Below are 23,660 nucleotides of genomic sequence, written 5' to 3'. Positions count from 1 at the left end.
TGGACTACCGGCTGGCGGCCAGGGGCAGGAGCAGGGGTCAGGACGCCCGCCCGCCCCATGGCAGCCAGGCGCCGATCCAGCCATACACGGTCCCGGTGGCGGTAGAGAACCATCCCTTCGCTTCCTCCGCCAGCGGCGGGGCCTTGTCCTTCCACTGCTTGATCCACTCGACGGCCGGCTGCATGTCCTCCTCGACCGACTTCAGCCGGTCGCTGACTTTGCCGAATTCCTCACGCTGCTCGCTCAGCCGGGTCGATGCCTGTTCCTGCAACGCGGACAGGGTTTCCATCATTCCCTTCGCCATCTCGACGGTGGCGTTCAGCGTCTCCATCCGGGAGGCATCCCCGGTACCGCGATCCGCAAGAGCCTGGAGGTCGGGCATCGCCGCCAGCTTCCGCTCGATCTCGTCGAGCCGGGCCTGGAGCTTGTCCAGCCGCTCCAGCAGGGCCGGATCGGCGGGCACCGGCGCGGGAGGGGACGCGGCGGCAGCGGCAACCGGCGGGGAGACCGGAACCGGTGCGTTCGCCGGGCCGGAGGCGCCGCCGGCCGCCGGAGGAGCCGCCCGCAGCAGGTCGGCCGACACGAAACCGGTCCTTCCGCTCTGCGTCACCACGCTGTACCAGGGGGCGTCGGCCACCTTGCCGGTCACCCGCAGTCGGCTTCCGCCATCGACCAGCTCGATGCGCGCCGCCCGCGCCGAGGGCTGCTCTCGCACATTGATCCGCGCAGTCGCCACGAAATCCCCGTCCAGCGGCGTGACCTGCGCCGGCGGCGTGTCGCGCGCGCTCTGCGCCCCGGCCATCGGCGGCGAGGCCAGGACGAACAGGGCCGAGGCGGCCAGGGCCAAGGCGGCCAGGGGAAGCGGGCGGCGGGCCGGACGGATCGAATTCATGGTTTCGCGCTTTCCTCGTTCACAAAGTCACTCGCCCTGATCAGCCGGTCGATTTCCGCCTCTTCGCGGGCGAGCTGGGCCTCCAGCTCCGGGCTGACCTTCCGGTTGCTCCAGAATGCGTCCTGGTAAAAGGTGTCGTACCAGTTCTGGAGCGTGTTCATGCCCACGTCCATGGCGACGCCGCCGAGCAGCGACGCGGTGACGACCAGGACGGTCAGGGAGGTCGGCTCCATGATGCTCTCTCCTCGTGGATCAGAAGGTCTCGCTGGCGAGGTCGCCCTCGGCCACCACGCGCAACCGCTCCAGCGCCTCCTGGCCGAAGCACTGGAACAGCACCGGGGTGGTCAGCGTGTCCAGCAGGGTGGAGCTGATCAGCCCGCCAAAGATGGCGACCGCCACCGGATGCAGGATTTCCGTCCCCGGCATGTCGGACGAGAACAGCAGCGGGATCAGCGCCAACCCGGCCGACAGCGCGGTCATCAGCACCGGCGTCAGCCGTTCCTCGCAGCCGCGCATGATCAGCACCCGGCCGGTCGGAACCCCCTCATGCAGGGCGAGGTTGATGAAATGGCTGATCTTGAGCACGCCGTTGCGCACCGCGACGCCGGTCACCGCGATGAAGCCGATCATGGCGGCAAGGCTCAGATCCTGGCCGAAGGCGACCAGGGCGGCGACACAGCCGATCAGGGCGAGCGGAATGTTCGCCATCACGATCAGGCTCAGCACCACCGAGCGGTAGCGCTGGTACAGGACCAGGAACACCAGGGCGATGGAAACCGCGCACAGCCCGGCCATCACCGGCCGGCTCTCCTCCTCCTGGCGGAAGCTGCCTTCCAGCAGCGCATTGTAGCCGGGTGGCAACGGGGTGGCGGCAATCTTCGCCCGCATCTGCGCGACGATGGCCGACATGTCCGACCCGTCGGTGTTGGCGGTCAGCACGATCCGGCGCATGCCCGCCTCGCGCATGATCTGGTTGGGACCGGCGGCATTGACGATGGTGGCGACGGAAGACAGCGGCACATAACCGGCCGGGGTTTCCATGCGCATCTGGGCCAGGGTTTCCGGCGTGCGGTCGGCATCCGACAGGCGCAGAACCACGTCGAACCGCTTGCCGCCGTCGATCACCTGCGACACCGTATGGCCGTTGGACAGGCTCTCCAGGGCCTCCGCCAGTTGCGCCGGCGTCACGCCGAACAGCTTGGCCCGCTCGTAATCCAGAGTGATCCGGATCTGGGGAACCTGGACCTGCTGCTCGACCAGCAGGTCGCGCAGGCCCGGAATCTCGTCGAACTTCTCGCGGAAACGGCCGGCCAGCATGCGCAGCGTGCCCAGATCCTCGCCGAAGATCTTCATGACGATGGCGCCGCGCACGCCGTTCTGCGCCACCTCCATGCGCGAGGTCAGGAACTGGGTCACGGTCAGATCGACCGGCAGCACCGACAGGCGGTCGCGCAGATCCTCGATCACCTCGGCGCGGCTGCGGCCGTCCAGCCGGACGCGGATCGGGAACTCGCTGCTGTTGACCGGATCGGCGTCCTCGTCATCCTCGTTGCGGCCGGTGCGGCGGGCGACGCTCACCACCTCAGGCACCTGAAGGATGATCTGCTCCGCCATCGCCCCGACCCGGCTCGATTCGGCGAGCGAGATGCCGGGCCGGTTCAGCAGCTGGACATAGAGCGTGCCTTCGTTGAAGGGCGGCAGGAAGGAGCGCGGCAGCAGCGGCAGGGCCAGCGCCGACAGCACGACAAGCCCGGCGGTGGCGCCCAGCAGGGCGCGGGGATTGTCGAGCGACCAGCCGAGCACCCGGCCGTTCAGCCGCTTCAGCCAGCGGATCAGCCGGCCGTCATGCGACTCCTCCAGATGCTTCATGTTGGGCAAGAGATAAGCGCAGAGCGCCGGCGTCACCGTCAGCGACACCAGGAGGCTGGCGAAGATCGACACGATGTAGGCGATGCCGAGCGGACCGAACAGCCGCCCCTGCTCCCCCGGCAGGGCGAACAGCGGCAGGAAGACCAGCAGGATGATCGCAGTGGCGTAGATGATGCCCGACCGCACCTCCTGCGAGGCGCGCATGATGACCTCGATCACCTCCAGCGGTCGGTGGCGCCGCCGGTTGTCGCCCAGCCGGCGCAAGGTGTTCTCGACATAGACCACCGAATCGTCCACCAACTGGCCGATGCCGATGGCGATGCCGCCCAGCGTCATGGTGTTGATGGTGGATCCCATCAGCTTCAGCGCGATGATGGTGACGATCAGCGACACCGGGATCGCCAGCAGCGAGATGGCCGTGGTGCGCACGCTCCACAGGAAGGCGGCCAGCACGACGGCGACGATGACGATGGCGTCACGCAGCACATCCTCGACATTCTCGACCGATGAGCTGATCAGGTCCGCTTGGCTGTAGGAGATCTTCCTCGCCTCCACGCCCGGCGGCAGGGAGGGCGCCAGTTCCGCCAGCATGTCCTCGACCCGGCCGGCCAGCGCCACGCTGTTGGCGGCCGGATGCTTGAGGATCGCCATCAGGATGGCGGGCTCGCCGTTGAAGCTGCCTTCGCCGCGCTTCACCTTGGCGGCGAAACTGACGTCGCCGATCTGGCTCAGCAGCACCGGGCGGCCGTCGCGATAGGTGACGACGAGACTGCGCAGATCGTCCAGGCTGCGGCTGCGGCCGACGTTGCGGATGATGAATTCGGTGTTGTAGAGGTCGTTGAAGCCGCCGCTGCTGTTCCGGCCGAAGTCGTTCAGCGACTGCTCGACCTGGGTCAGCGTAATTCCCAGCATGTTCATGGCGACGGGGTTGGGCGTGAAGCGGTACTGCCGCACATCGCCGCCCACGACATAGACCTGCGAAACGCCTTCCACCGCCATCAGCCGGGGGCGGATCGTCCAGTCGGCCAGTTCCCGCAGGGTCATCGGGTCCATGCCGGGGGCCTGCACCACCAGCTGCATCGCCAAGCCCATCACCGACGACATCGGCGCCAGATTCGGGGTGATGTCGTCCGGCAACCGTTCCCGGGCCATCGCCAGACGTTCCATGACCAGCTGGCGGTTGCGCAGCGGGTCGGTGCCCCAGACGAACTCGACATAGATCAGCGAAAAGCCGGGGCTCGACGAACTGCGGATGCGCGACACCCCCGGCATGCCGTTCAGCACCAGCTCCATCGGATAGGTGATGAGCTGTTCGACCTCTTCGGGCGCATAGCCGCCGGCCTCGGTGACGATCGTCACCATCGGCGGATGCAGGTCGGGAAGCAGGTCGATCGGCATGTCCCGCGCGATCAGGACGCCCCAGCCGGTGATCAGCAGCGCCGCGATCAGGACGAGGGGGCGCTGGCGCAGGCTGATTCCGACGAGAAAGGTGAACATGACGACGGGCGTCTCCGAAGGCGGCCGGAAGGCTGGAGGTGGCGAAGGATCAGGCTGCCTTGCCGGGCCAGCGACGGCGGATGGCCACAGGATGCTGCCACAGCCACAGGAGGGCCACGATCAGGGCGACCGCCACCCCCGCCCAGACGATCGGCCGGTGGGCGGATGCGGCGCCGGGGACGGTGTCCGCCAGTCGCGGCACCAGCAGGTCGGCGGCCGCGGTCGCGGTCGCCCCGGCCAGCGCCATCCTCACCGTCAGCGGCGTGACGCTGGCCGGCGGCAGGTAGGGTTCGGAGCGGTAGATGCCGGGAGAAACCTCGCTCAGCTCCAGCGTCTGCCGCGGGGTGTCGATCCGCAGTTCGGCTCCGCTCAAAGCCTCGCTGCTGTCATAGCGGTCGACGAAGGCGAACAGCCGCTTCTGGCTGGCGATCACCACGACGCTGACGGGTTCCGCGGCAGCCCCCCTCACCGTTGTCCGGGCGAGATCCATGACCATCGCGACGCGCGGCGACGCGGCACTCCCGGTCGGCCCGGCCTCGTCGGCCAGCGCCGGACCGGCGGAACCGGCGCTCAGCCCTGTTGCCAGACACACCGCCAGCACGGCGGACACCGCGCCGGCGGCGGCGCAACGGAGCCAGTCTGCCGTCTTGCTGCGAAACTCCATGGCGTCCTCCACTGTATCTGCGTTCATTGTTTTGGCTGGGCATCGTTTCGGCCGGGCGGCTGTCTTGCCGGGCCCAAGCGGATAGGCGGCGTTACTGGAACTGCGACAGCAGCCGGGCACCGTGGGTGACGATCCGGGCGCCCGGCTCCAATCCCGCGGAGATCAGCACGCTGCGGCCATCGATCATCTCGGTCTTGACCGTGTGCGGCATGAAGACCTCAGGCTCGACCAGTTCCCAAACCTGCTCGGCCCCGCCCGAATCGTTGACCACCGCCTCGCGGGCGATGGGAATGCCTTCGCGCATCTTCGATTCGTTGCGGACCGTGACGGTCACCGGACGGCCGACCCGAAGTCCCTCCATCGGATTCTCGATCCGGAACATCAGGGGCACCGACTGCTGCTGCAACGCCAGCCCGCTGCCGATGAAGGTCAGGTCGAGCGCGTCGCCCTCCGGCGTCACCGCGCTGGCGTTGTGGACCAGCTGCGTGCCGCGGGCGACCTCCGGGTCGGCGGCGACCGCTTCGATCCACAGGCGCTGCGGGTTGACGATCTCGAAAATCTTTTCGCCGGGATGGACGATGCGGCCGTTGATGGCGGTCGACGCGCTGATCACGCCGTCGATGGCCGCCCGCAGCACCTCCTGGGTCTGAAGCATCGGCAGCAGGGCCTCCCGCTCGCGGCGCAGGCCTTCCAGCCGGACTTCCGCCTGCATCACCTTGCCGTCGCGGAAGGGCACGAACCAGAACTGCTTCAGGATCTCGAGGCTCTCGGCGGTGATCCGGATGTCGTTGGTCAGCCGCGCGACCTCGCGCCGGACCTGGCTGCGGTCGACGACGCCGATGGCCGGCGCGACATAGCCGAGGATCTGTCCCTTGCGCACCGTTTCCCCGAGGACCGGCATGCCGGTCTTCGGCGGTTCGATGCGGCCGAGCAGGCTTGCCTCGACATCGCCATGGGCGTTCGGGTCCGGCACGATCCGGCCGGGCAGCTTGACCGTCAGCGGCGTGCGCACGCTGTCGGCCCTGTGCGTGCGAATGTCGAACATCCGCTGCAGCGGCTTCGGCACGAAGTAGGACCCGTCCGGCCTGCGCTGAGGCTTGTCGACCGCCAGCGACGCCAGCAGCTTCGCATCCGCCGCGCGCGCTTGCGGCACGGCGGCTACCGCTTCGGCCACGGCGGCCACCGGCGGCGTTGCCGGTTCGGATGGTGCGACCGGGAGCTTCGGCGGGACTGCTTCCGGCACGGGTTGGGCCGGCGCCGTTTGGGATGGCGGCGAAGCAGCGGCAGCGGCCGGAGACTCGGCATTCGGAACGGGTGACGGCGCTGCGGGAGCGGTCTGGCCGGCCTCCCGTGCCGAAGGATCCTGCGCCGATGCCGCCGGTATCGCGGCGTCCGTGACATGGACCTGGCTGACCGGGGTGCGGTTGACCCCGAACACATAGGCGACTTCCCAGCTGAACTGGCTGAGGGCATTCGACCCGCTGGAAATATAGCTGCCGACCGCCGCCACCGGTGCGGTTGCCGTGTTCACCACCGTGCTGGCCGCCGAGCAGGCGGTCGAGCCGATCCATTGGCCGGTGCCAGAAAGCCAAGTCCCATCGGCGGACGAGGCCGCGGACGAGGCGGCGGACGAGGCCGCGGACGGGCGCCGCACCCTGACGGGAGCCTCATCCTCCACTTCCGTTCCGTGGCGGCTCCAGGCCGCGGCGGGTGCCGCGGACAACGATGCCAGGAGAATTGCGGCGGAAACCGCCGACGACACCGCGCGGGACAGCGCCGCGCTGCGCACGAGCGCCACCGGCTGATCGAGCAGCTGCCAGCCCCGCTGCCGGGGGCCCTTCACCGGCCTTGAGGAGCCGACGACATAAGGCTGGTCTTGGCCCGCCATGGTGCGATCCACCGTTCCAAACACATTCGGCATGTAGATTCCGGCGCTCGATGATGCCCGATCCGGCCGGCAAAGCAGCGAACGCACGACCGTCCCGGATCCGGACCCGCTTCGGAACCCGCTTCCCTGGCCGGCGCGCAAACCTCGCCTGCTGTCATTGGACCCGAGGAAGCCTAACGAATTATGAACGATCATGTTGGGATGTGACGCCCTGAAATATAAACGCCAATATCGAGAAATCTTCTAACAGGGATCGCTCCACCAAGACTGTTAAGAGCCGTAACTTTCCAAGGAATCGAGCAAAGAAATCCTTGTTATCTTCGCAGATTACATTTTCAACCTAACATATTGCCAGTGATGATCCACCGCATCTTTTGATGAAAATTTCTCGGATAGACAACAATAAGACTCTGACTCAGAACGAAAAGTTTCAACACTGACGGAGTCTGCAAATTTCCCGTGAACGCTTTTCCGTTTACCCTTATTGAGGTAGCCTGTCCGATATGAGATATGCGGACTACTGAACACTCGAATCAAGGGCCGCCTTTTCACATGCCGACGCCGCAAGGAAGACGATGCCGCCCGGCGCCGTCGGCGCCGCCCCTGTCGCCGGCTTGGAAGCCGGTCGTCGACAGTGACTTGCGGACCGTAGCAGCCATGTCAAACCCGAGCGGAGCGTGACCGTATGCAAGACGTCCAATCCACCGAAGAAACCGGCAGCCGATCCGGCACTGACCGGCAGGCGTCCGAAACGGCCACGCCCGGACTCCAGACCGCGCCCGCCATCGTGCAGCCCAGCCGCAGCAACGGTCCCATCGTCCTGACCATCCTGCTGGCGGCGGCGGCGGTGTGCGGCACCGTTCTCTATTCCGACGACCTGCGCTCGTCCTTCCTGTCTCCGAGCCGCACCCAGCTGAAGCTCGATGCGCTGGAGCGGACCGTCGCGGGGCTGACGGCGATGCCGGAGAAGCTGACGGCGCTGGAACAGGCGGTCGCGGCGACCGGCAAGCGCATTGACCAGCAGTCCGTCACCGGCCGTGCGGTATCGGTGATCGCGGCACGCCTGCTGAAGGAGTCGCTCGGCACGTCCGATCCCTTCGCCGACGACCTCGCTCTGATGCGCCTCTCCGCTGCGGCGGATCCCGAACTCTCGAAGACGCTCGATTCGGTGTCGGGCTACGCGGCCAAGGGCGTGCCGACCCGGACCCAGCTCTATGGGTCCTTCGGGCTGCTCGTGCCGTCCGCTCTCCAGGCGGAGGTGCAGGACGGTGCAGGCGGACTGCGCGAAACCGTCTGGGGCTGGATGACCGGCCTCTCGACGGTCATCCTGGCATCGGCGTCCGATTCGCCGCCGCAGGCGGCCGATACGACGGCTCCGCAGGCGGCCCCGCAAGCGGCGGCTCCGCAACCGGCCGAAACCAGGACACCGGCGCTGCTAGCAGCCACGGCGGCCCGGCTCGAAGCCGGCGAACTCGCGGCGGCAATCGACATCATGGCGTCACTCGACGGCGTTGCCGCACCGGTGGCGGCCCCCTGGCTGGCCGACGCCCGCGCCCGGCTGGCCGCGGAGCGGACCGGCGCCGTCCTGGAAGCCAGGATCCGCAGCTGGAGCGCTGCCGGCACCCAATAAGGACGTCGGCCCACTGCCGGGACGCACGTCCGGCCGCCTGGCGGCCTGCGGCCCCGGACCGGCGGGCCGGACACCGATCATTTCCCGAATCCACCGCCAGATTGCGAGGCTACCGGTGACAGAGCTAAAGAAAAAGGTATCGGCGGTGATGGTTGCCGCCGGGCTTGCGCTTTTCGCCGGGACGGCGGCGCAGGCGGCAACGGTGCTGAACCGCGGCAACGGTGGCGAGCCGTCGACGCTCGACCCGCACCGCACGGACGGTCGCATCGAATCGAACATCCTGCGCGACCTGTTCGAAGGGCTGGTGGTGTATGGCCCCGACGGCCGCATCCTGCCGGGCGTCGCCGAAAGCTGGCAGGTCTCGGAGGACGGCAAGCTCTACAGCTTCCAGCTCCGGGCCGATGCCCGCTGGTCCAACGGCGATGCGGTGACGGCCGAGGATTTCGTCTACAGCCTGCGCCGCGCCCTGACGCCCAAGGACGGCATCCAGCCCTCCTCCAACATGCGCGTCATCAAGGGTGCCGCCGCGGTCATCGACGGCGCCAAGCCGGCCGACACGCTGGGCGTCGCGGCGCCGAACCCGCGCACCGTGACCATCGCGCTGGAGGCGGCCACTCCCTATTTCCTCGACCTGATCGCCGCCGACAACAGCGCCCTGCCGGTGCATCGCGGCACCGTCGAGTCCCAGCGCGAACGCTGGACCGATCCCGGCAAGATGGTCAGCAACGGCGCCTATGTGCTTGAGGAATGGCGGGCCCGCCAGCAGATCGGCCTGGGCAGGAACGCCAATTTCCACGGCCGCAGCGGCGTCTCGATCGACAAGGTCAACTTCTTCCCCATCGACGATTCCGCCGAGGAGGTCGACCGCTTCAAGGCCGGCACCCTCCACCTCACCTACGAGGTGCCGCAGGACCGGGTGAAGTGGATTTCGCTGACCGAACCGAAGGTGTTCTGGAACAGGCCCTTCCTGGCGACCTACTATTACGCCTTCAACCTCACGGTCGAGCCGTTCAAGAGCAACCGCGACCTGCGCCGCGCGCTGTCGCTGGCGGTCAACCGCGAGAACATCGTCGACAAGGTGACGCGCGCCGGCGAGACGCCGGCCTATGGGCTGGTGCCGCCCATCGTCCCGAACTATCGCCGCCAGACCGCCGACTTCATCGCCGAGCCGATGGACAACCGCCTGCGCGAGGCGCGCCGCCTGTTCTCGGCCGCGGGCTTCAGCCCGATGCAGCCGCTGGCGGTCGAGATCCTCTACAACCAGTCGGAAAACAACCGCGTCATCGCCGACGCCGTCATTTCCATGTGGCAGGACGCCTTCGGCAAGGGCATCCAGGTCAAGCCGGTCAGCGTCGAACGCACCGATTACCTCAAGCGCCGCGCGCGGCGCGATTTCCAGATCGTCCGCGCCGCCTGGATCGGCGACTACGCCGACCCCACCGTCTTCCTCAACCTGATGCTGTCCACCGCCCTGCCGCCGCGCAACGATCCCGGATACCGCAGCCGCAAGTATGACGACCTGCTTGCCAAGGCGGCGGCCAGCGAGGATGCGGCCCAGCGTTCCTCCCTGCTCGGCCAGGCCGAGAAGGCGATGATCGACGACGACCCGGTCATCCCGATCTACCACTTCTCCACCAAATCGCTGGTCAGCCAGCAGATCAAGGGCTGGGTCTACAACGTGCGCGACGTCCATCCCAGCCGCTTCCTGTCCATCGCCGAAAAGGCCGCCTCGTGACCGCCGCCACGGCGTCCACGACAGCCTGACAGCAGACAGACGGCACAGCGAAAGCAGAGCGACAGGGGGAAACACATGGATTTCGGCCTTCTCACCATTCCGCTGGTGACACTGGCGATGGCCTTCGGCTTCGCCGTGTTCACCGACACCCAGACCATCCATTTCGACTATGTCGACGTGCCCGATTCGATCTCCCAGGAAACCGGCCTGACGCCGGCGGTGGTGATCACCAAGCTGGCCGACGACATGCAGGAGATCGAGCGGCAGGCCTTCACCAAGGCCGAAGCCCGTCAGGTCGAGCTGCATGCCGACCAGAGCGCCACCTCGGTGCTGGGCGAATATCTCGGCGTCACCCCGCTGATCCGCGTGGTGCAGGAATCGGCGCACATGATCCCCTTCACCTTCTCCGGGGAAATCGTGCGCCACGACCAGCAGGTCGAATTCATCCTGCGCAGCTACGACAGCCACCACAACAAGACGCGGATCTCGCGCAACGGCTCGGTCGACGACATGAAGGGCCTGATCCACGGCGCCGCCTATGAGGCGATGCGCGTGGTGAACCCCTACATTCTGGCCGCCTACCAGTTCAAGCGCGACCGGCTGTCGCGCGACTTCACCCCGACCCTGGAAATCCTGCGCCGGGAACTGGAAGGGCACGATTCGCGCTACGCCCCCTGGCTGCACAATCTGTGGGGCATGGTTCTGTACCAGCAGAACGACCGCCACGGCGCCATCCACCAGTTCGAGGAGGCGGTGCATCTCGACCCCAACTTCCTGTCGCCGCGCCTGAACCTGGGCGTCGTCAATGCCCGGCTCGGCGAATACGATTCGGCCGTGCGGAACTTCACTGCGGTGGTGCAGCACCCCAACGTGGTGCAGAGCCCGGCGGTGAAGGCGGCGGCGCTGAGCGAATGGGGCTTCACCCTGGCCCTGACCGGCCGGATCGACGAGGCCTACGCCAAGTTCGACGAGGCCAGCCGGACCGATACCAACTTCTCCGACGTCTATTCGAGCTGGGCCGAGGTGCTGAGCGCCCAGGGACGCCGCGAGGAGGCGGAGCGGATGACCGCCAAGGCGCTGAAGCTCGCGCCCAAGGAGGTCGTCTACACCGAAAACCTGATCGGCACCGTCCAGAACGTGCCGGCCACCGCCAGCATGAACTGACGACCTGATGGAGGGGGGCCGAAACATGAGGCGGAACGCACACTCCACAACCATCTCCGGTGCCATCGCCGCTGCCGTCGCGGCGGCGATGGCCCTCCTGGTCGCGGCGGCGCCGGCCGTTGCAGCGGGTGGGCATGGCGGCGGCAGCGGGCACGGTGGCCGCCACGTCCGCCATGCGGTGCCGGTCCATGCCGAGGTCAAGCATGCGTCGGCGCACCGCAGCAAGGGCAAGGGCCATGGCGAAAGCCACGATGACGACCATGGCGGCGGCCACAGCAGCAGCGTCCTGCTGCTGGTGATCTACGGCCTGCTCGGCGTCAGCAACGACCATGGCGGGGATCACGGCGGCGGGCATTCCAGCCCGATCGCCTCGATCTTCGGGGGCGGCCATGGCGGTGGGCATGGGGGAGGCCATGGCGCCGACCATGGAACGGGACACGGCCCCGACCCGGCCGGAGCCCATGGCCCGGCCGACGCCGCGGTTATCCCGGCAGCGGCCCATTGATGGCGGCCGATTGCCGGTGAATGGTCCGGGGCCCGCGGGCTCCGGTCGGATTTTCAGAGCGGAGACGATGCAAGCAACCGAAAACAGCGGTACGGGCCGGTCGTTATGACCGTTGATGTCGCAGGCTGCCATGCCGTCCTTCATATCGACCGGCTGACGTCCAATCTCGCGATGGCCAGGTCGATGCTGGACAGTGGCGCCCGCATCCTGGGCGTGGTCAAGGCGAACGCCTATGGTCATGGTGCCCTGGCGGTGTCCAGGGCGCTCGAACATGCAGGCATCGACGGTTTCGCCGTCGACAGCCCGGATGAGGGAATCGAGTTGCGGCAGGCGGGGATCGCATCGCCGATCCTGGTGATGAACCCGCTTTGCCCCGGCGACGCATCCCCCGTGATCGGGTTCGGCCTCACGGCGACCGTCAGCGATGTCGAAACGGCCGAAGCGCTGCAAACCGCCGCCCGCCGGGCCGGACGCCCGGCGGACATCCATGTCAGGATCAGATCCTGCTGCGCCGGGCTGGGCGCGGACGGGGACGCGTTGGTCCCCCTCCTGCGCGCATTGCGCAGCCTCGCCAATCTGCGGGTGGAAGGGCTGTTCACCCACATGATCGGTCCCTACCGCGACGACCCCGTCCAGATCGGGCGCGAGGTCGCGGGCTTCCACACCCTGATCGACCGGCTGCCGGCTGATCTGCCGAGGCCGCCGCTCGTCCATGCCGTCACCAGCCCCGGCCTGTTCAATGCGCCCGGCGCGCGCTTCGATATGGTCCGGCTGGGTGCGGTGCTTTACGGCATCCGCATGGTCGAGGCCGGCGGCGCGCCCTTCCCGTTCCGGCCGGCGATGGAGCTGGTGTCGCGCGTCGCGCATTTCTGCCGGCTGGAGCCGGGGGATGACATCGGATACGGTCCGGCCGCCCGGCGACGGAGCGATGGACGGAGCGGAGGACCGGCCGGGGCCGGAGGACGGGCCGCGATGATTCCGGTGGGCTATGCCGACCTCCCCTATCTGCTACGCTTCCGCGACAGCGCCGTGCTGATCCGTGGGCGGCGGGCTCCGCTGATCGGCGAAGCCTTCATGGGCAAGGTCCTGGCGGACGTCACCGACATCCCGGACGCCGCGCTGGGCGACGAGGCGGTATTCGTCGGCGCCCAGGGCATCGAGACGATCACGGTGGAAGACATCGGCAAGGCCAACGGCATCCGCCCGTCGGCCATCCTGATGCTGGGGCCGCGCGTGGCGCGCCGGCTCTCCGGGCATTCGGCCGGACAGGTGGGGGGCATGGAATGAGCCGATGCGGACGGATGCCGAACCGGCGCCAAGCGATCGCCGGCGCCGGCACGGCGCTCATGAGCGCCCTTCTTCCCGGTGGCGCGCACGCAGGCCGGGCGACCGACAACGCATTGCTGCCGAAGCTGACCGACGGGCGGCATTGGCGCATCGGCTATGCCGAAACGATGCCCTACGGCAATTATGCGGGCACCCTGGCCAGCATCGTGAAGGGACTGGACGCCCTGTCCTGGCTGAACGGTGCGGCACGGATGCCCTATGACGCCGGCCAGAGCGACAGCGAGGCGCTTTGGCGCTGGCTGTCGGCGCGCGACCTGGGGCCGCGCATCCGCTTCGTCGCCGACGGCTGGTACGGCGGGCTGGACCAGGCGTCGGCGGAACCGATCCTCCAGCGGTTGGAAAGCGGCGGCGACATCGACCTGATGATCGTCATGGGCACCATCGCCGGGCGAAAGCTGGCGCTGGACCGCCACGCCGTCCCGACGCTGGTGTTCTCCACGACCAATGCGGTTGCCGCCGGCATCGTCGCCGCCGTGGAGCACTCCGGCCGCAATCATGTCTGGGCCCATGTCGATCCCGAGCGCTATCACCGCCAGATCCGCATCTTCCACGAGACCTTCGGCTTCCGCCGGCTGGGGATCGCCTACGAGAACAGCCCGGCCGGCCGCGCCATCGCCTCCATCGCCGACATCGAGGCGATGGCGGGACAGCTGGGGTACGAACTGGTGGCGCGCCATGTCCAGGCGCCCGTCGGGCCCGACGATCAGGAACGCTATTACGCCGACCTCGCCGCGGCCTGGGGCGACCTCTCCCGGCAGGTCGATGCCATGTACATCACCTTCGGCCGCTGGAGCCTGGAGCGCTTCCCGCCCCTGGTCCGCATCTTCCAGGAGCGCGGCATCCCGACCTTCTCGCAGCTTGGACCGGAGGAGGTGGCGCAGGGCGCCCTGATGAGCGTCGCCCGCAGCGATTTCGACGGGATCGGCCAGTTCGGCGCGTCGGTGATCGCCCGGCTGGCCAATGGCGAGAGGCTGGCGGACATGCGCCAGATCTATTTCGACACGCCGACCATCGCCTGGAATCTCGCGGTCGCGAACCGGATGGGCTACCGCCCGGCGATGTCGGCGCTGCTGGCCGCCGACAACATCTACACCAGCCTCGGCACCATGCCTTGAGCGGCCCGCCATCAGCCGAGAGGACCCGCCCCGTGCAACGCAAAACCGGCCGTTTCCTGGCGACCTTCCTGCCATCCGTGCTGCTGATCGTGGCGGCGCTGGTCTTCAGCGCCGGCATCAATCTCGGCACCTTCCGGCGGGATTGCGGCGATGCGCTGTTCTCCACCTTCAGCGTCGCCGGCCGAAAGGTGGTCACCAGCATCGAATATGCGGTGAAATACGGCAAGACCATCGACAATTTCTTCGGCATGGAGCGGGCGCTCAACCAGCTGAGGACCTATCTGCCGCAGGCGGACGGAGTCGCGGTGGCGCTGCCGAACGGACAGATCGCCTACGCCATCGGCACCTACGGCTTCAAGGATCGCGCCGGCGACCGGCTTTCCGGCTATGAACAGCGCCGGACAACCGAAGAGTTCAAGCGAAACGCTTCATTCAACTATCACGATACGGACAACCGGTCGTACGAACTGTACTTGGCGATCCGCGATCCCAGCGATGGGCGCTGGATCGGCACCCTGATGATCGCGGCCAGCGATTCGGTGATCGACGAATACGTCCGCGCGTTCGAACGCCACACGCTGATCCTCGTCGGCACGCTGGGCGCTGCCGCAATCCTTTTGCTGGGCGGCCTTGCCCTGCTGCCGGAACGCGGACGCGGCGGGCTCGGACGGCCCCGCTCCGGGCGCGCGGCGCTCGCGGTGGCGGCGCTGGTGCAGATCGCGGTCGGCGTGACCGGCTACGGCGCCTTCAGCGACGCCTATCTGCGCACGGTGGAGAACACCACCGGGATCGTCGAGAACATCGTGGCGACGGACATCGGATCGGTCATCGGACGCGGTGCGACCTACCATACCTTCTCGGGCATCGACGATTATTTCCGCGAGATCATCGGCATCGTTCCCCACTTCAAGGGCATGTCGCTGGCCGTTCCGGAAGGGGCCGATCTGTCGGGCTCGCTCGGCTCCGGCCAGCCGGCGGCCAAGGGGGATCTGGTGACCGGGCGGGCGCTGGCGACCGACGCGGACTTCGTGACGCCGACCCTGCGCATTGTCATCGACAGCGACTTCATCCAGCGCAACATGCTGGAGGTCGTCGCCAACAACGTGACGATCCTGATCATCTCGCTGATGTTCATCTATGAACTGCATGCCTTCGTCAGCCGGCGGATGCGGCCGACGGTGGAGACGGTAACCGAGACAGAGGCGGTGGTAGCGGGCGCCGATGCCGCCGCCGCGACCGGCCGGTCCCTGGCCGGCCTCCGCTTCCTCACCTTCGTGCTCTATTTCGGCATGTTCCTGTCGGCCTCCTTCGTTCCCGTCATCATGCAGACCTTCGACAGCGGCCTGTTCGGATTGGCTCCGCCCCAGGCGGCGGCGATTCCGGTGTCGGTGGAGATGCTGTGCGGCGCGCTGGCGATCCTGCTGGCGGGACGGATCAGCGCGCGGCTGCCCTGGCGGACGATGACCGCCGCCGGTCTGGCTGTCGCCGTGCTGGGCGCCGTGGTCTCCGGGATGACCGGCGATCCGCTCCTGTTCATTGTGGCGCGCGGTCTGGTGGGCGCCGGAACGATGACGGCGCTGATGGGGCTGTACCGCCTGATCGACCGCATCCGCCGGATCGATCCGGCGACCGGCGCCTATTCCGACCTGTTTTCCGGAATGTATGTCGGCGTCAATTGCGGCGCGGTCGTCGGCAGCCTGCTGGCGGACGCCATCGGCCCCCACGCGGTTTTCCTGATCGCCGCCGTCGTGCTGACGCTGGGCATCGGGCAATTGCTGCTGCTGACTCCCGAACCGGCGGGAGCGGCCGCCATCGCTGCCGCCGCCCCCGCTGTCGCCGACGCGAAACCGGACGGCGACACGGCACCCGCGCGGCGGGTGTGGAGCGACGGCTCCTTCCTCGCCTTCCTGCTGCTGGTGTCGGTTCCGACCTCTGCCTGCAGCATGTTCCTGATCTATTATTTCCCCCTGTTCGCCAGCGGGTTGGGACAGCCGGCCTCCACGGTCGGTCAGGCCTTCCTGCTCTATGGCCTGTGCATCGTCTATCTCGGTCCGCTGCTGTCGCGCCTGATGCGGTCGAGCAACCTCTCCCCCGGCCTGCCGGTCCTCGCCTCCGGCCTCATCATGGCGGCGGGACTGACGACTTTCGCGCTGACCGGGAGCCTGGTCGGGGCGTTCCTGGCGATCCTGCTTCTCGGCCTCAGCGACAGTTTCGGCCTGACCGCGCAGCAGCGCTATCTTGAGCGGCTGCCTGTCGTGGGCACCCATGGGCTCGCGGTTCCGCAATCCTATCATCTGAACGCCCGGAAGATCGGTCAGGTCATCGGCCCGATGCTGTTCAGCGCCGCTGCGGTCGCCGGCGGGGCGGGCGCGACGCTGATCGGCCTCGGTCTGGCGGCGGCGTTGCTGCTTCATCTGGGACTGTCCGTCCTGGCCCTGCGCCGGCGCCCATTCATGGCCAAAACGGCATGAGGGACCAAAACGGCCTGAGGAAGATGGCGGCACAGGCCCGGACGGAGGGCAGTCCGCTGCGCATGGCGGTTCTCGACGGCAGTTGGGCGCCGGCCATCGCCGCGTTGCAAGACGCGGCGGTCGGCGACCGCATGTATCCGGTCAGCGGCGAGCAGATCGCCGAGATGCTCGGCCCCCGCGGCCTGACGGTGGGGGCGTTGGCCGGCGACCGGCTGGTCGGATTCTTCTCGCTGCTGTTTCCCGGCCGGCAGCCCGACTCGATGGGCCTTCCCTTCGGGCTCGTGGATGGGGAACTGGACGCGGTGGTCCACTGGACCGCGGTGATCGTCGATCCCGCCTTCCGCGGGCAGCGGCTGCAACAGCGGATGGTCGCGGTGGTCGACTGGCGGCTGTTTCCCGAGTCTCCGCATGACTACGGTTTCGTCACCGTGCGCGCCGACAATCCGCCCAGCCTGCGCAGCATGCTGGCCTGCGGCTTCGCCATGGTCTGGGCCGCTCCCAAATTCGACGGCCACTTGCGCCATACCCTGTTCCGCATCACGCCGGGCGACGGCGCGGTTCCCGAGGGCGGGGAGATGGTGGCGCTGATGGATGTGCAGCGTCAGATCGACCTGATGGCGCGGGGATGGATCGGCTGGCCCCAAGGTGCCGCGACCGGTGCCACCCCCGGCCACGTCCGCTTCGCCCCCCCGGTTCCCGGCAGCCTTGTGGACCGCATCAGGGCGCGGAAGCGGTCCGGCTGGAGTGTGATCGGTTCAAGCGGAATCGCTTGAAGCGTGAATCACACGGAAAATCAAAAGGTTAGAGTCTGTCTGTTGCTTCAATAAGCATCAGACCGACCCTAGTCCGGACGGTCACGCTGTCACGCATTGACGTCGCTGAAGCCGAAGGCGTCGCGCAGCCGGGCGAGCATGCCGGTCCCCTGCCCGCGCTGACGGTCGTCCTCGTCCGGGCGGACGCTGCCGTGCCCGTCCGCCGAGCGGGTGGATGCGATGCGGCCCAGCAGGTCGCGCAGCGACGGCTGGCCGTCCAGCGCCTGTGCCAGCACCGTCTCGTCGATCTCGTACAGCAGCGCCGGCCCCAGGGTGCGCGCCGAACTCGTCCTCGCGGCCCCGTCCAGCAGGGCGCCCTCGCCGAACAGCGCGCCCGGTCCAAGGCGGGACAGCTCGATCTCGGTGCCGTCCAGGCCGGTCGTGCTGAGCGCCACGATGCCCTCCGCCACCAGGAACAGCGACCGGCCGGCATCGCCCTGGCGGAACAGCGGCTTGCCGATGGCGACCCGCTGCGGCCGGGCGCCGGCCGCCAGCCTCTCGCGGGCTGACACGTCCAACGGCTGGAACAGGGGAGCGGCGGCGATCAGCGACGCCGCGTCCGGATGGGCGTCGGCGGCGTCGGTTCCCCCCTCCACCAGCCGGATGTTGGCGTGGCGCTGCGCCAGCGTCACTCCGGCATGGCGGAAAACCGAATGGATGCTGATCAGCACCGCATGCTCCTGCGATTGCAGGAGGGAGCGGTCGGTCAGGTCGAACGACACCAGGAAACGCATCCCGAATTCGTCGATGCCGTTGAACTTCACCCAGACAAGGCCGAGATGCTTGCGCCCATCGACACTCTTCACCAGCCGCAGCGCGTCGGTCAGCAGATTGACGATCCGGTCGGGGTCGTGGCCCAGCGTCACATGCAGCAGCATCTGGGCGATGAAGCGGTTGTTGGGGTGCGAGCAGTTCTCGATCCGCGTCCCCGCCGCGACCGCGTTCGGAATGCTGACCACCGTGTTGTTGAAGGTCTGGATCTTGGTCGAGCGCCAGGAGATGTCGATCACCTGACCGATGGGCGCATCCCCCACCTTGATCCAGTCGCCACGGCGGAACGGCCGTTCGAGGTTCAGCACCATGCCGGAGAAGATGTTGGACAGGTTGCTTTGCAGCGACAGGCCGATGATCATCGCCAGCACGCCGGAGGTGGCGAGCAGGCTGGTCAGGTCCTTCTGGAAGACCTGCGCGATCACGCCGAAGACCGCCAGGATCAGGATCAGCAACGACACCGTGCTCTTGACCACCTGCGGGATCGCCCGCTCGCTGGAGGCCTCCAGCGGATCCCAGGCGAAGCGGTGCAGGGCCAGATTGATGAACAGGGCGGGGACCAGCCACCAGGCCACGTCGAAGGCGGTGACGGTGGCGGCCATCGCCCGTTCGGCATCGATCCGCGCGAAGCCGTCGATCAGTGCCGATTCGGCGGCAAGCAGGCCAACCCCGGTCGCCGCCGACTCGGCGAGCAGGAACAGGCGGGGAAAGCGGCGGTCCGACTGCCATGCCTCGGCCCCGCGCAGGGCCAGCAGCAGCAGACAGGCCCCCCACACCCCGATAAGGGCGGGAAGTCCGCCGATCTGCCGGCGCAATCCGCGATCCTGCGGCTCGATCGACAATTCGAAGCGGACCGTCGGGGCGTCGCGCCCGGCGCGCCGCTCTTCCGGCCGGATCTGGGCGCCGGGCACCGCCGCCGGGATGTCGGCGGTGAGAACCGCGTCCGTCACCGCCCAGCCCGCCCCGGCCACCTTGCGCCCGGCGAGCACGCGTGCGAGGTCGCGGTGGGCGGAGCCGTCGCCTTCGTCGGCGGCGAAGATCATCCGCTCGTGATTGAGGTCGCGGCTGCGGAACCGCAGGCCGACCCGATGTCCGCCCAGCGGCGCGCGGGCATCCTGCCACGCATCCATCAGGAAGCGGCCGGTGACATGGTAGAGCCGGTAATCCTCGTCGCCATTGCGCACCTGTTCGACGGGAACGCCCAGGATCACCGGCTCCACGGTGTCGAGGAACTGGATGTCGGTGACCGCTTCCGGCGGCGGGCTGCCGGGAACGTTGCGGTAGCGGAACCACAGGTCGAACTCGATCCGCGCCGAACGGTTGACGGGATCGATGTCGGAGATGCGGCTGACCGACATGCCGACATGAACCACCGACAGTGGCCTCATCGCGCCGCGGCTGCCGTTTCCGCCGCTTCCCTCCGCATCGGCCGCATAGCGCAGCTGGGTCAGCGCGGTGGTCAGCCCGTCCTCCGGCCCGGCGCCGGTGGTGAACTGGCCGATGCCAAGCGCCCGTTCCGGCGTTCCGTCCTCACCGAAATACAAGGGCCCGGTGACGCCGGGCACGGCATGCAGCACCGAGCGGATGGCGGCGAGCTGGTCGCGCACCATGCGCCGCGCCGACGCGCGCGTGCTCCAGCTGTCCGCCAGCCCCGCCCGTCGCACGGCGGCGACCAGAAGCTGCCCGGCGTCGTAGGCATAGAGCGCCGCCCAGTTGCCGAGCGGCCCGAACCGCGCATCGTAAGCCGCGAGCAGGCGATTCGCCTGCTGGTTGGCGATGTCCGGCAGGAAGGAGCTGATGACGAAGAGCTTGCCCGTGTAGAGGCCGGGATGGGACGATTCGCGCGGCAGCCGCGACAGCTGCTTGCCGAAGGATGGCGCTCCCAGCCAGTTGGGGCCGAGAATGCGATTGGTCACACCGGCATCGCGCAGCGCCTGGATCAGCATGACCGCCGGCTCCTCCGTCGCCAGAAGGATGACGACGGTCTCGGCAGGCAGCCCGCGCAGAGTGCCGACGAAATCGGCGATGTCGCGGGCAAAGCCGCTCGCCGCCGGATTGATCGCCGCATCCAGCCGCAACCCGACCCCACGCTGCGGCATTACGTCACGCAGGGGAACCGCGAGCCGCTCCGTGACCGTTTGCGGCGTGCGCAGCAGCGCCACCGAATCGGCAAGTAGTCCGAGCCGGACGTAATCGGCCATGAAGGCGGCTTCCCGCTCGTCCGAATGCCCGATGCGGAAATACCAGGCATTGTTCCGCGTCAGGCTGGTCTCGCTCGCCATCGGTGACAAAGCGGGAATGCCGGCGGCGGCATAGATCGGGGCGGCCGCAAGGGAGGTGGCGGAACTGTCGTGGCCGATCACCGCCAGGATGCTGTCGTCCTCCACGATCTCCGCCGCGGCCTTGCGGGCGCTGGGAGAAACGCCGTGATCGTCGAACGGCACGAACTGAAGCTGCAACCCGTCGATTCCACCGGTGGCGTTGATGCCGTCCGCCAGAAGCCCCAGCGCCTTGACGATGTCCTGGCCGCCTTCCGACAGGTTTCCGGCATAGGCGATGCGGACCGTGCCGGCACTGTCCCGAATCGCGGATCGCGCCGTCAGCGATGGCACCGCCAATCCTCCGGCCAGCAATGCCGCCAAAAACAGGAGAATGGCGATCAAGCGCATCGGTAGGACAACCCCAGGACTCCACATCGGCGGGAAGGTGGCGGGCAGGCGCCGGACTACGGCGAATTGCGCAGGTCCAGTAGGCCCGACGGCTCGGCGAGGATCAAGCCTTACGCGCGGTGCGCGCGGTCAAGTGCGGGAAATCTCCGATTATCACGGCATCCTCACCTTTAAGTGATAGAGTCTTAATGAATGCCGCAACCTTTCTTTGAAACAAATCAAAAAGTCTGGAATCTAAACATTTCACCGAGTCGGTAATTTGTTATTGGCAGGGATAACATAAAACAACCCCTTTCCAGTCAAGGCGCGGCTGAAACCAGTAGGAGTGTTCCCGATGGATATAGCGTGTCTATTGTGGAAAGAATCAGACGGTGAGACTATGTTGCACGCGCTTTCCTGAAGAGGTACGCAAAAATTGCCGCCCGATGCGCTCTCTGCGCATGGCGGGAAGGCCCGATGAGACCGTGGGGACAGGCGGACGCTCTATTCGTTCGCAGGGTGCGATGTAGACTTGGCAACGCAATGGGTTGGATTTCAAATGACCGAAGCAGTCGAGGATTGCCGCCGTAAATTCGCCGATCTGGTCAAGCTGAACGGGATTTCAAGCAAGTATATCGAGCGCGAAACCGAGCGACGGATCCTGGAGGATGGGGTTGTCCGTTGCGGCCTGACACTGGAGGAAGCACGCGGTGTCATGCGTTGTGTTGCCGACGATTACGATCTCGTTTTCGAAAGCGAAACCGATCGTCGGATCCGGCAGGTGCTGGACAAGCACGCCGGGAAGAAGGGAAAGATCGGCAAGAAGCAGTTCAACCAGACCGCATCGATCCTGCGCGATTTTTCCAACGACAGCATCAGCGAGGAAGAGGCGCGGCGCCACATCAAGCGCATCATGACCGACAACGGATGGCAGCCGAAGCGGGCCGGGCTGATCCCGACCAAGCGCTGGTATCGCAAGATCGAAACCTGATACCTGCCCTGAACACCTGAAAGGCAGAGGCCCGCGACGGGGAGCGACGCCCATGGATATCCTAGAGCTGTTCGCGTCGGGAACCGTCATCCTTATCGGGACACTTCTGATCGCGGCACCGCTGATCGTCTACCGGGCGCTGTTCGACACCGCACGGCACTGGCATGCGTACGGCGCCGGCCGCGCCGGCATCGTCGAACTGTGCGGGTTCCTGATCGGCATCTGCTTCATCATGACCACGCCACTTCCAGGCGGCGGCCTGAATGCAGATCTGCTGTTCGGCGTCGACGGTCCCTGGGCCCTCGATCCATCGGCATTCGAGGCGCTGGTCCTCGACACGCTGGCCGAGGCTCCAGACCGGCTGGCGGCGTGGCTGGCCGAGCGGGACGACCGCCTCAACCTGACCCTGGTCGTCGGCTTCGCCTTTGCCTTGCTGGCCGGACGGGGGGCATGGGGCTTCTACCGGACCTACTGGCGCGTGGCCCTGCTGACCCTGGCGATGGATCTGACGCTGGCGGCGCTGGCGTCGGTCGCGACCCTCTACGCCATGCTTCTCGGCCTCTGGCTGCTCAACCGCCTGAATTTCTGGGCTCTGGCGGTCGCGGTGCTGGTCATGCAGGAGTACCGCTACAACACGCTGGGCCTGTTCCAGAAGCAGCGCCATTTCCGTGCGCCCAAATCCATGCTGCCGCTGGGCGCGCCGGTCAGCGGCGAAACCGGCAACAGCAGGCGGAAACGGGTCAGGGCGGAGGGGTCAGGACGTGCGACTGGCCGGAAATTCGGCGTTTGAAATGCGACCAGCACACACCGGACGCCAGCACCAGCCCCGCCAGCACCAGCGCCAGATAGCTGCTCCACAACGGCGCATCGGCGGCGAACACGCCGAGGTGCCGCAGCGACAGATAGCCGCTGTAGAGGATCGTCGCCGCGGTGAGAATCCCCGGCAGGCGCAGCGCGACCCAGGCGATCCGCAGATAGGCGGCATAGAGGGCGAGAAGCAGCAGGCCGACGGCGATCTTCACCGACAGGCGGCTGCCGTCGTCGGTTCCGAGCCAGGCGGCATAGGAATAGCCGGTCGGGTTCCAGGTGGCGAACAGCAGGAGGAAGCAGGTCACGGTGCGGATCAGGTAGCCGAAGCTCTTCATGGCGTCATCCGGCCGGTCAGGCGATCAGGCGATCAGGTTTTGGGAATCGACCTGACCGCTCAGGCGATAGCGCACGAGCGACCAGGATTGCCCGGCTCCCAGCACGATGGCGACGGTGCTCAACAGGCCAAGCGAACGGGTGGTGGGATCGGCCAGATCGATCACGCCGAAATCCCACAGGACCCAGCCGAACGACGACACGACCGAAAGCACCAGCAGAATGCCGATCAGCTTCATCGACCGCCATGTGGCCTGCGCATGGATGAAAAGCAGGAAGGCCAGCACCGACGCGCCGAACAGCTTGACCGTCCAGTGCCCCAGATCGCCGACGAGCCAGTCGTAATAGGAATAGCCGGACGGGTTGTAGATGCCGAAGACCAGCAGGACCGCGAAAATGATCCGGACGATGAAACCCGCTGTCGTCATCATGGCGGCGGCTCTGCACAAATTTTCGGTTTTTCCCGTCCGGAAACCGTACGCCGCCCCCATTGCCCGGTCAATGTCGGGAAGATCCCG

18 protein-coding genes are annotated in these 23,660 nt (G+C 67.3%); 10 read left to right on the top strand and 8 right to left on the bottom strand.

All coding sequences use genetic code 11. The annotated features are described in order from the left end of the window. Positions 1-37: 37 nt before the first annotated feature. From CRT60_RS20000 to CRT60_RS19980, 5 genes are all read right to left on the bottom strand, one after another. Positions 38-892 (bottom strand): SH3 domain-containing protein, encoded by an 855-nt coding sequence (locus CRT60_RS20000; RefSeq protein ID WP_098738283.1) that lies wholly within the window; start codon positions 890-892, stop codon positions 38-40. Further along, positions 889-1,125 carry a hypothetical protein gene (locus tag CRT60_RS19995; protein WP_098738282.1) on the bottom strand — a complete coding sequence of 79 codons (237 nt, stop codon included), beginning with the start codon at positions 1,123-1,125 and terminating at the stop codon, positions 889-891. The genes CRT60_RS20000 and CRT60_RS19995 overlap by 4 nt, the downstream gene beginning before the upstream one ends. Before the next feature lie 19 nt (positions 1,126-1,144). Next, positions 1,145-4,258, bottom strand: coding sequence for an efflux RND transporter permease subunit (locus CRT60_RS19990; protein WP_098738281.1), 3,114 nt, complete (start codon positions 4,256-4,258; stop codon positions 1,145-1,147). Between the two features lie 49 nt (positions 4,259-4,307). Next, entirely contained in the window at positions 4,308-4,922 is a 615-nt protein-coding gene (locus CRT60_RS19985; protein WP_193548447.1) for a hypothetical protein, read from the bottom strand. A gap of 91 nt (positions 4,923-5,013) precedes the next feature. Then, positions 5,014-6,810: an efflux RND transporter periplasmic adaptor subunit gene (locus tag CRT60_RS19980; RefSeq protein WP_244592643.1), complete on the bottom strand. Its 1,797-nt coding sequence runs from the start codon at positions 6,808-6,810 to the stop codon at positions 5,014-5,016. A gap of 685 nt (positions 6,811-7,495) precedes the next feature. Here CRT60_RS19980 and CRT60_RS19975 point away from each other — a divergent pair. The 8 genes from CRT60_RS19975 to CRT60_RS19940 all read left to right on the top strand — a co-directional run bounded on the left by CRT60_RS19975 (position 7,496) and on the right by CRT60_RS19940 (position 17,550). Further along, the gene (locus tag CRT60_RS19975) at positions 7,496-8,440 is read left to right on the top strand and encodes a mitofilin family membrane protein (RefSeq protein ID WP_193548446.1); all 945 of its coding nucleotides are present in this window, start codon (positions 7,496-7,498) and stop codon (positions 8,438-8,440) included. 148 nt (positions 8,441-8,588) lie between these two features. Then, the gene (locus CRT60_RS19970) at positions 8,589-10,175 is read left to right on the top strand and encodes a peptide ABC transporter substrate-binding protein (RefSeq protein ID WP_244592699.1); all 1,587 of its coding nucleotides are present in this window, start codon (positions 8,589-8,591) and stop codon (positions 10,173-10,175) included. Positions 10,176-10,250: 75 nt separating this feature from the next. Beyond that, complete coding sequence (locus CRT60_RS19965; protein ID WP_098738278.1) at positions 10,251-11,339, top strand: tetratricopeptide repeat protein; 1,089 nt, start codon at positions 10,251-10,253, stop codon at positions 11,337-11,339. Between the two features lie 25 nt (positions 11,340-11,364). Continuing rightward, the gene (locus CRT60_RS19960; protein WP_244592642.1) at positions 11,365-11,844 is read left to right on the top strand and encodes a hypothetical protein; all 480 of its coding nucleotides are present in this window, start codon (positions 11,365-11,367) and stop codon (positions 11,842-11,844) included. A 105-nt stretch (positions 11,845-11,949) separates the two neighbouring features. Beyond that, the gene (gene alr / locus CRT60_RS19955; RefSeq protein WP_098738276.1) at positions 11,950-13,131 is read left to right on the top strand and encodes an alanine racemase; all 1,182 of its coding nucleotides are present in this window, start codon (positions 11,950-11,952) and stop codon (positions 13,129-13,131) included. Positions 13,132-13,190: 59 nt separating this feature from the next. Further along, on the top strand, positions 13,191-14,306 hold the full coding sequence (locus CRT60_RS19950; RefSeq protein ID WP_244592641.1) for an ABC transporter substrate binding protein: 1,116 nt from the start codon (positions 13,191-13,193) through the stop codon (positions 14,304-14,306). A 32-nt stretch (positions 14,307-14,338) separates the two neighbouring features. Next, entirely contained in the window at positions 14,339-16,777 is a 2,439-nt protein-coding gene (locus tag CRT60_RS19945; protein ID WP_244592640.1) for an MFS transporter, read from the top strand. Between the two features lie 23 nt (positions 16,778-16,800). Beyond that, the gene (locus CRT60_RS19940) at positions 16,801-17,550 is read left to right on the top strand and encodes an N-acetyltransferase (protein ID WP_204562024.1); all 750 of its coding nucleotides are present in this window, start codon (positions 16,801-16,803) and stop codon (positions 17,548-17,550) included. Between the two features lie 89 nt (positions 17,551-17,639). Here the strand turns inward: CRT60_RS19940 and CRT60_RS19935 are convergent, their stop codons facing one another. Then, positions 17,640-20,972 carry an ABC transporter substrate-binding protein gene (locus CRT60_RS19935; protein ID WP_244592639.1) on the bottom strand — a complete coding sequence of 1,111 codons (3,333 nt, stop codon included), beginning with the start codon at positions 20,970-20,972 and terminating at the stop codon, positions 17,640-17,642. Between the two features lie 595 nt (positions 20,973-21,567). On the opposite strand from CRT60_RS19935, the gene CRT60_RS19930 reads away from it, so the two are divergent. Together CRT60_RS19930 and CRT60_RS19925 are read left to right on the top strand one after the other, a co-directional pair. Beyond that, positions 21,568-21,999, top strand: a complete 432-nt coding sequence (locus tag CRT60_RS19930; RefSeq protein ID WP_098738272.1) for a hypothetical protein — start codon at positions 21,568-21,570, stop codon at positions 21,997-21,999. Positions 22,000-22,051: 52 nt separating this feature from the next. Next, the gene (locus CRT60_RS19925) at positions 22,052-22,789 is read left to right on the top strand and encodes a hypothetical protein (protein WP_098738271.1); all 738 of its coding nucleotides are present in this window, start codon (positions 22,052-22,054) and stop codon (positions 22,787-22,789) included. Here the strand turns inward: CRT60_RS19925 and CRT60_RS19920 are convergent. Continuing rightward, positions 22,740-23,144, bottom strand: a complete 405-nt coding sequence (locus CRT60_RS19920; RefSeq protein WP_098738270.1) for a DUF6524 family protein — start codon at positions 23,142-23,144, stop codon at positions 22,740-22,742. The two genes, CRT60_RS19925 and CRT60_RS19920, sit on opposite strands and share 50 nt — an antisense overlap. Before the next feature lie 24 nt (positions 23,145-23,168). Then, positions 23,169-23,573 (bottom strand): DUF6524 family protein, encoded by a 405-nt coding sequence (locus tag CRT60_RS19915; protein ID WP_098738269.1) that lies wholly within the window; start codon positions 23,571-23,573, stop codon positions 23,169-23,171. Between the last annotated feature and the right edge of the window lie 87 nt (positions 23,574-23,660).

Origin of the sequence: Azospirillum palustre, assembly GCF_002573965.1 — a bacterium.
Taxonomy (GTDB): Bacteria; Pseudomonadota; Alphaproteobacteria; order Azospirillales; family Azospirillaceae; genus Azospirillum; species Azospirillum palustre.
The sequence above is the reverse complement of the archived record's forward strand: the minus strand, read 5'-3'. Positions and strand labels throughout refer to the sequence as shown.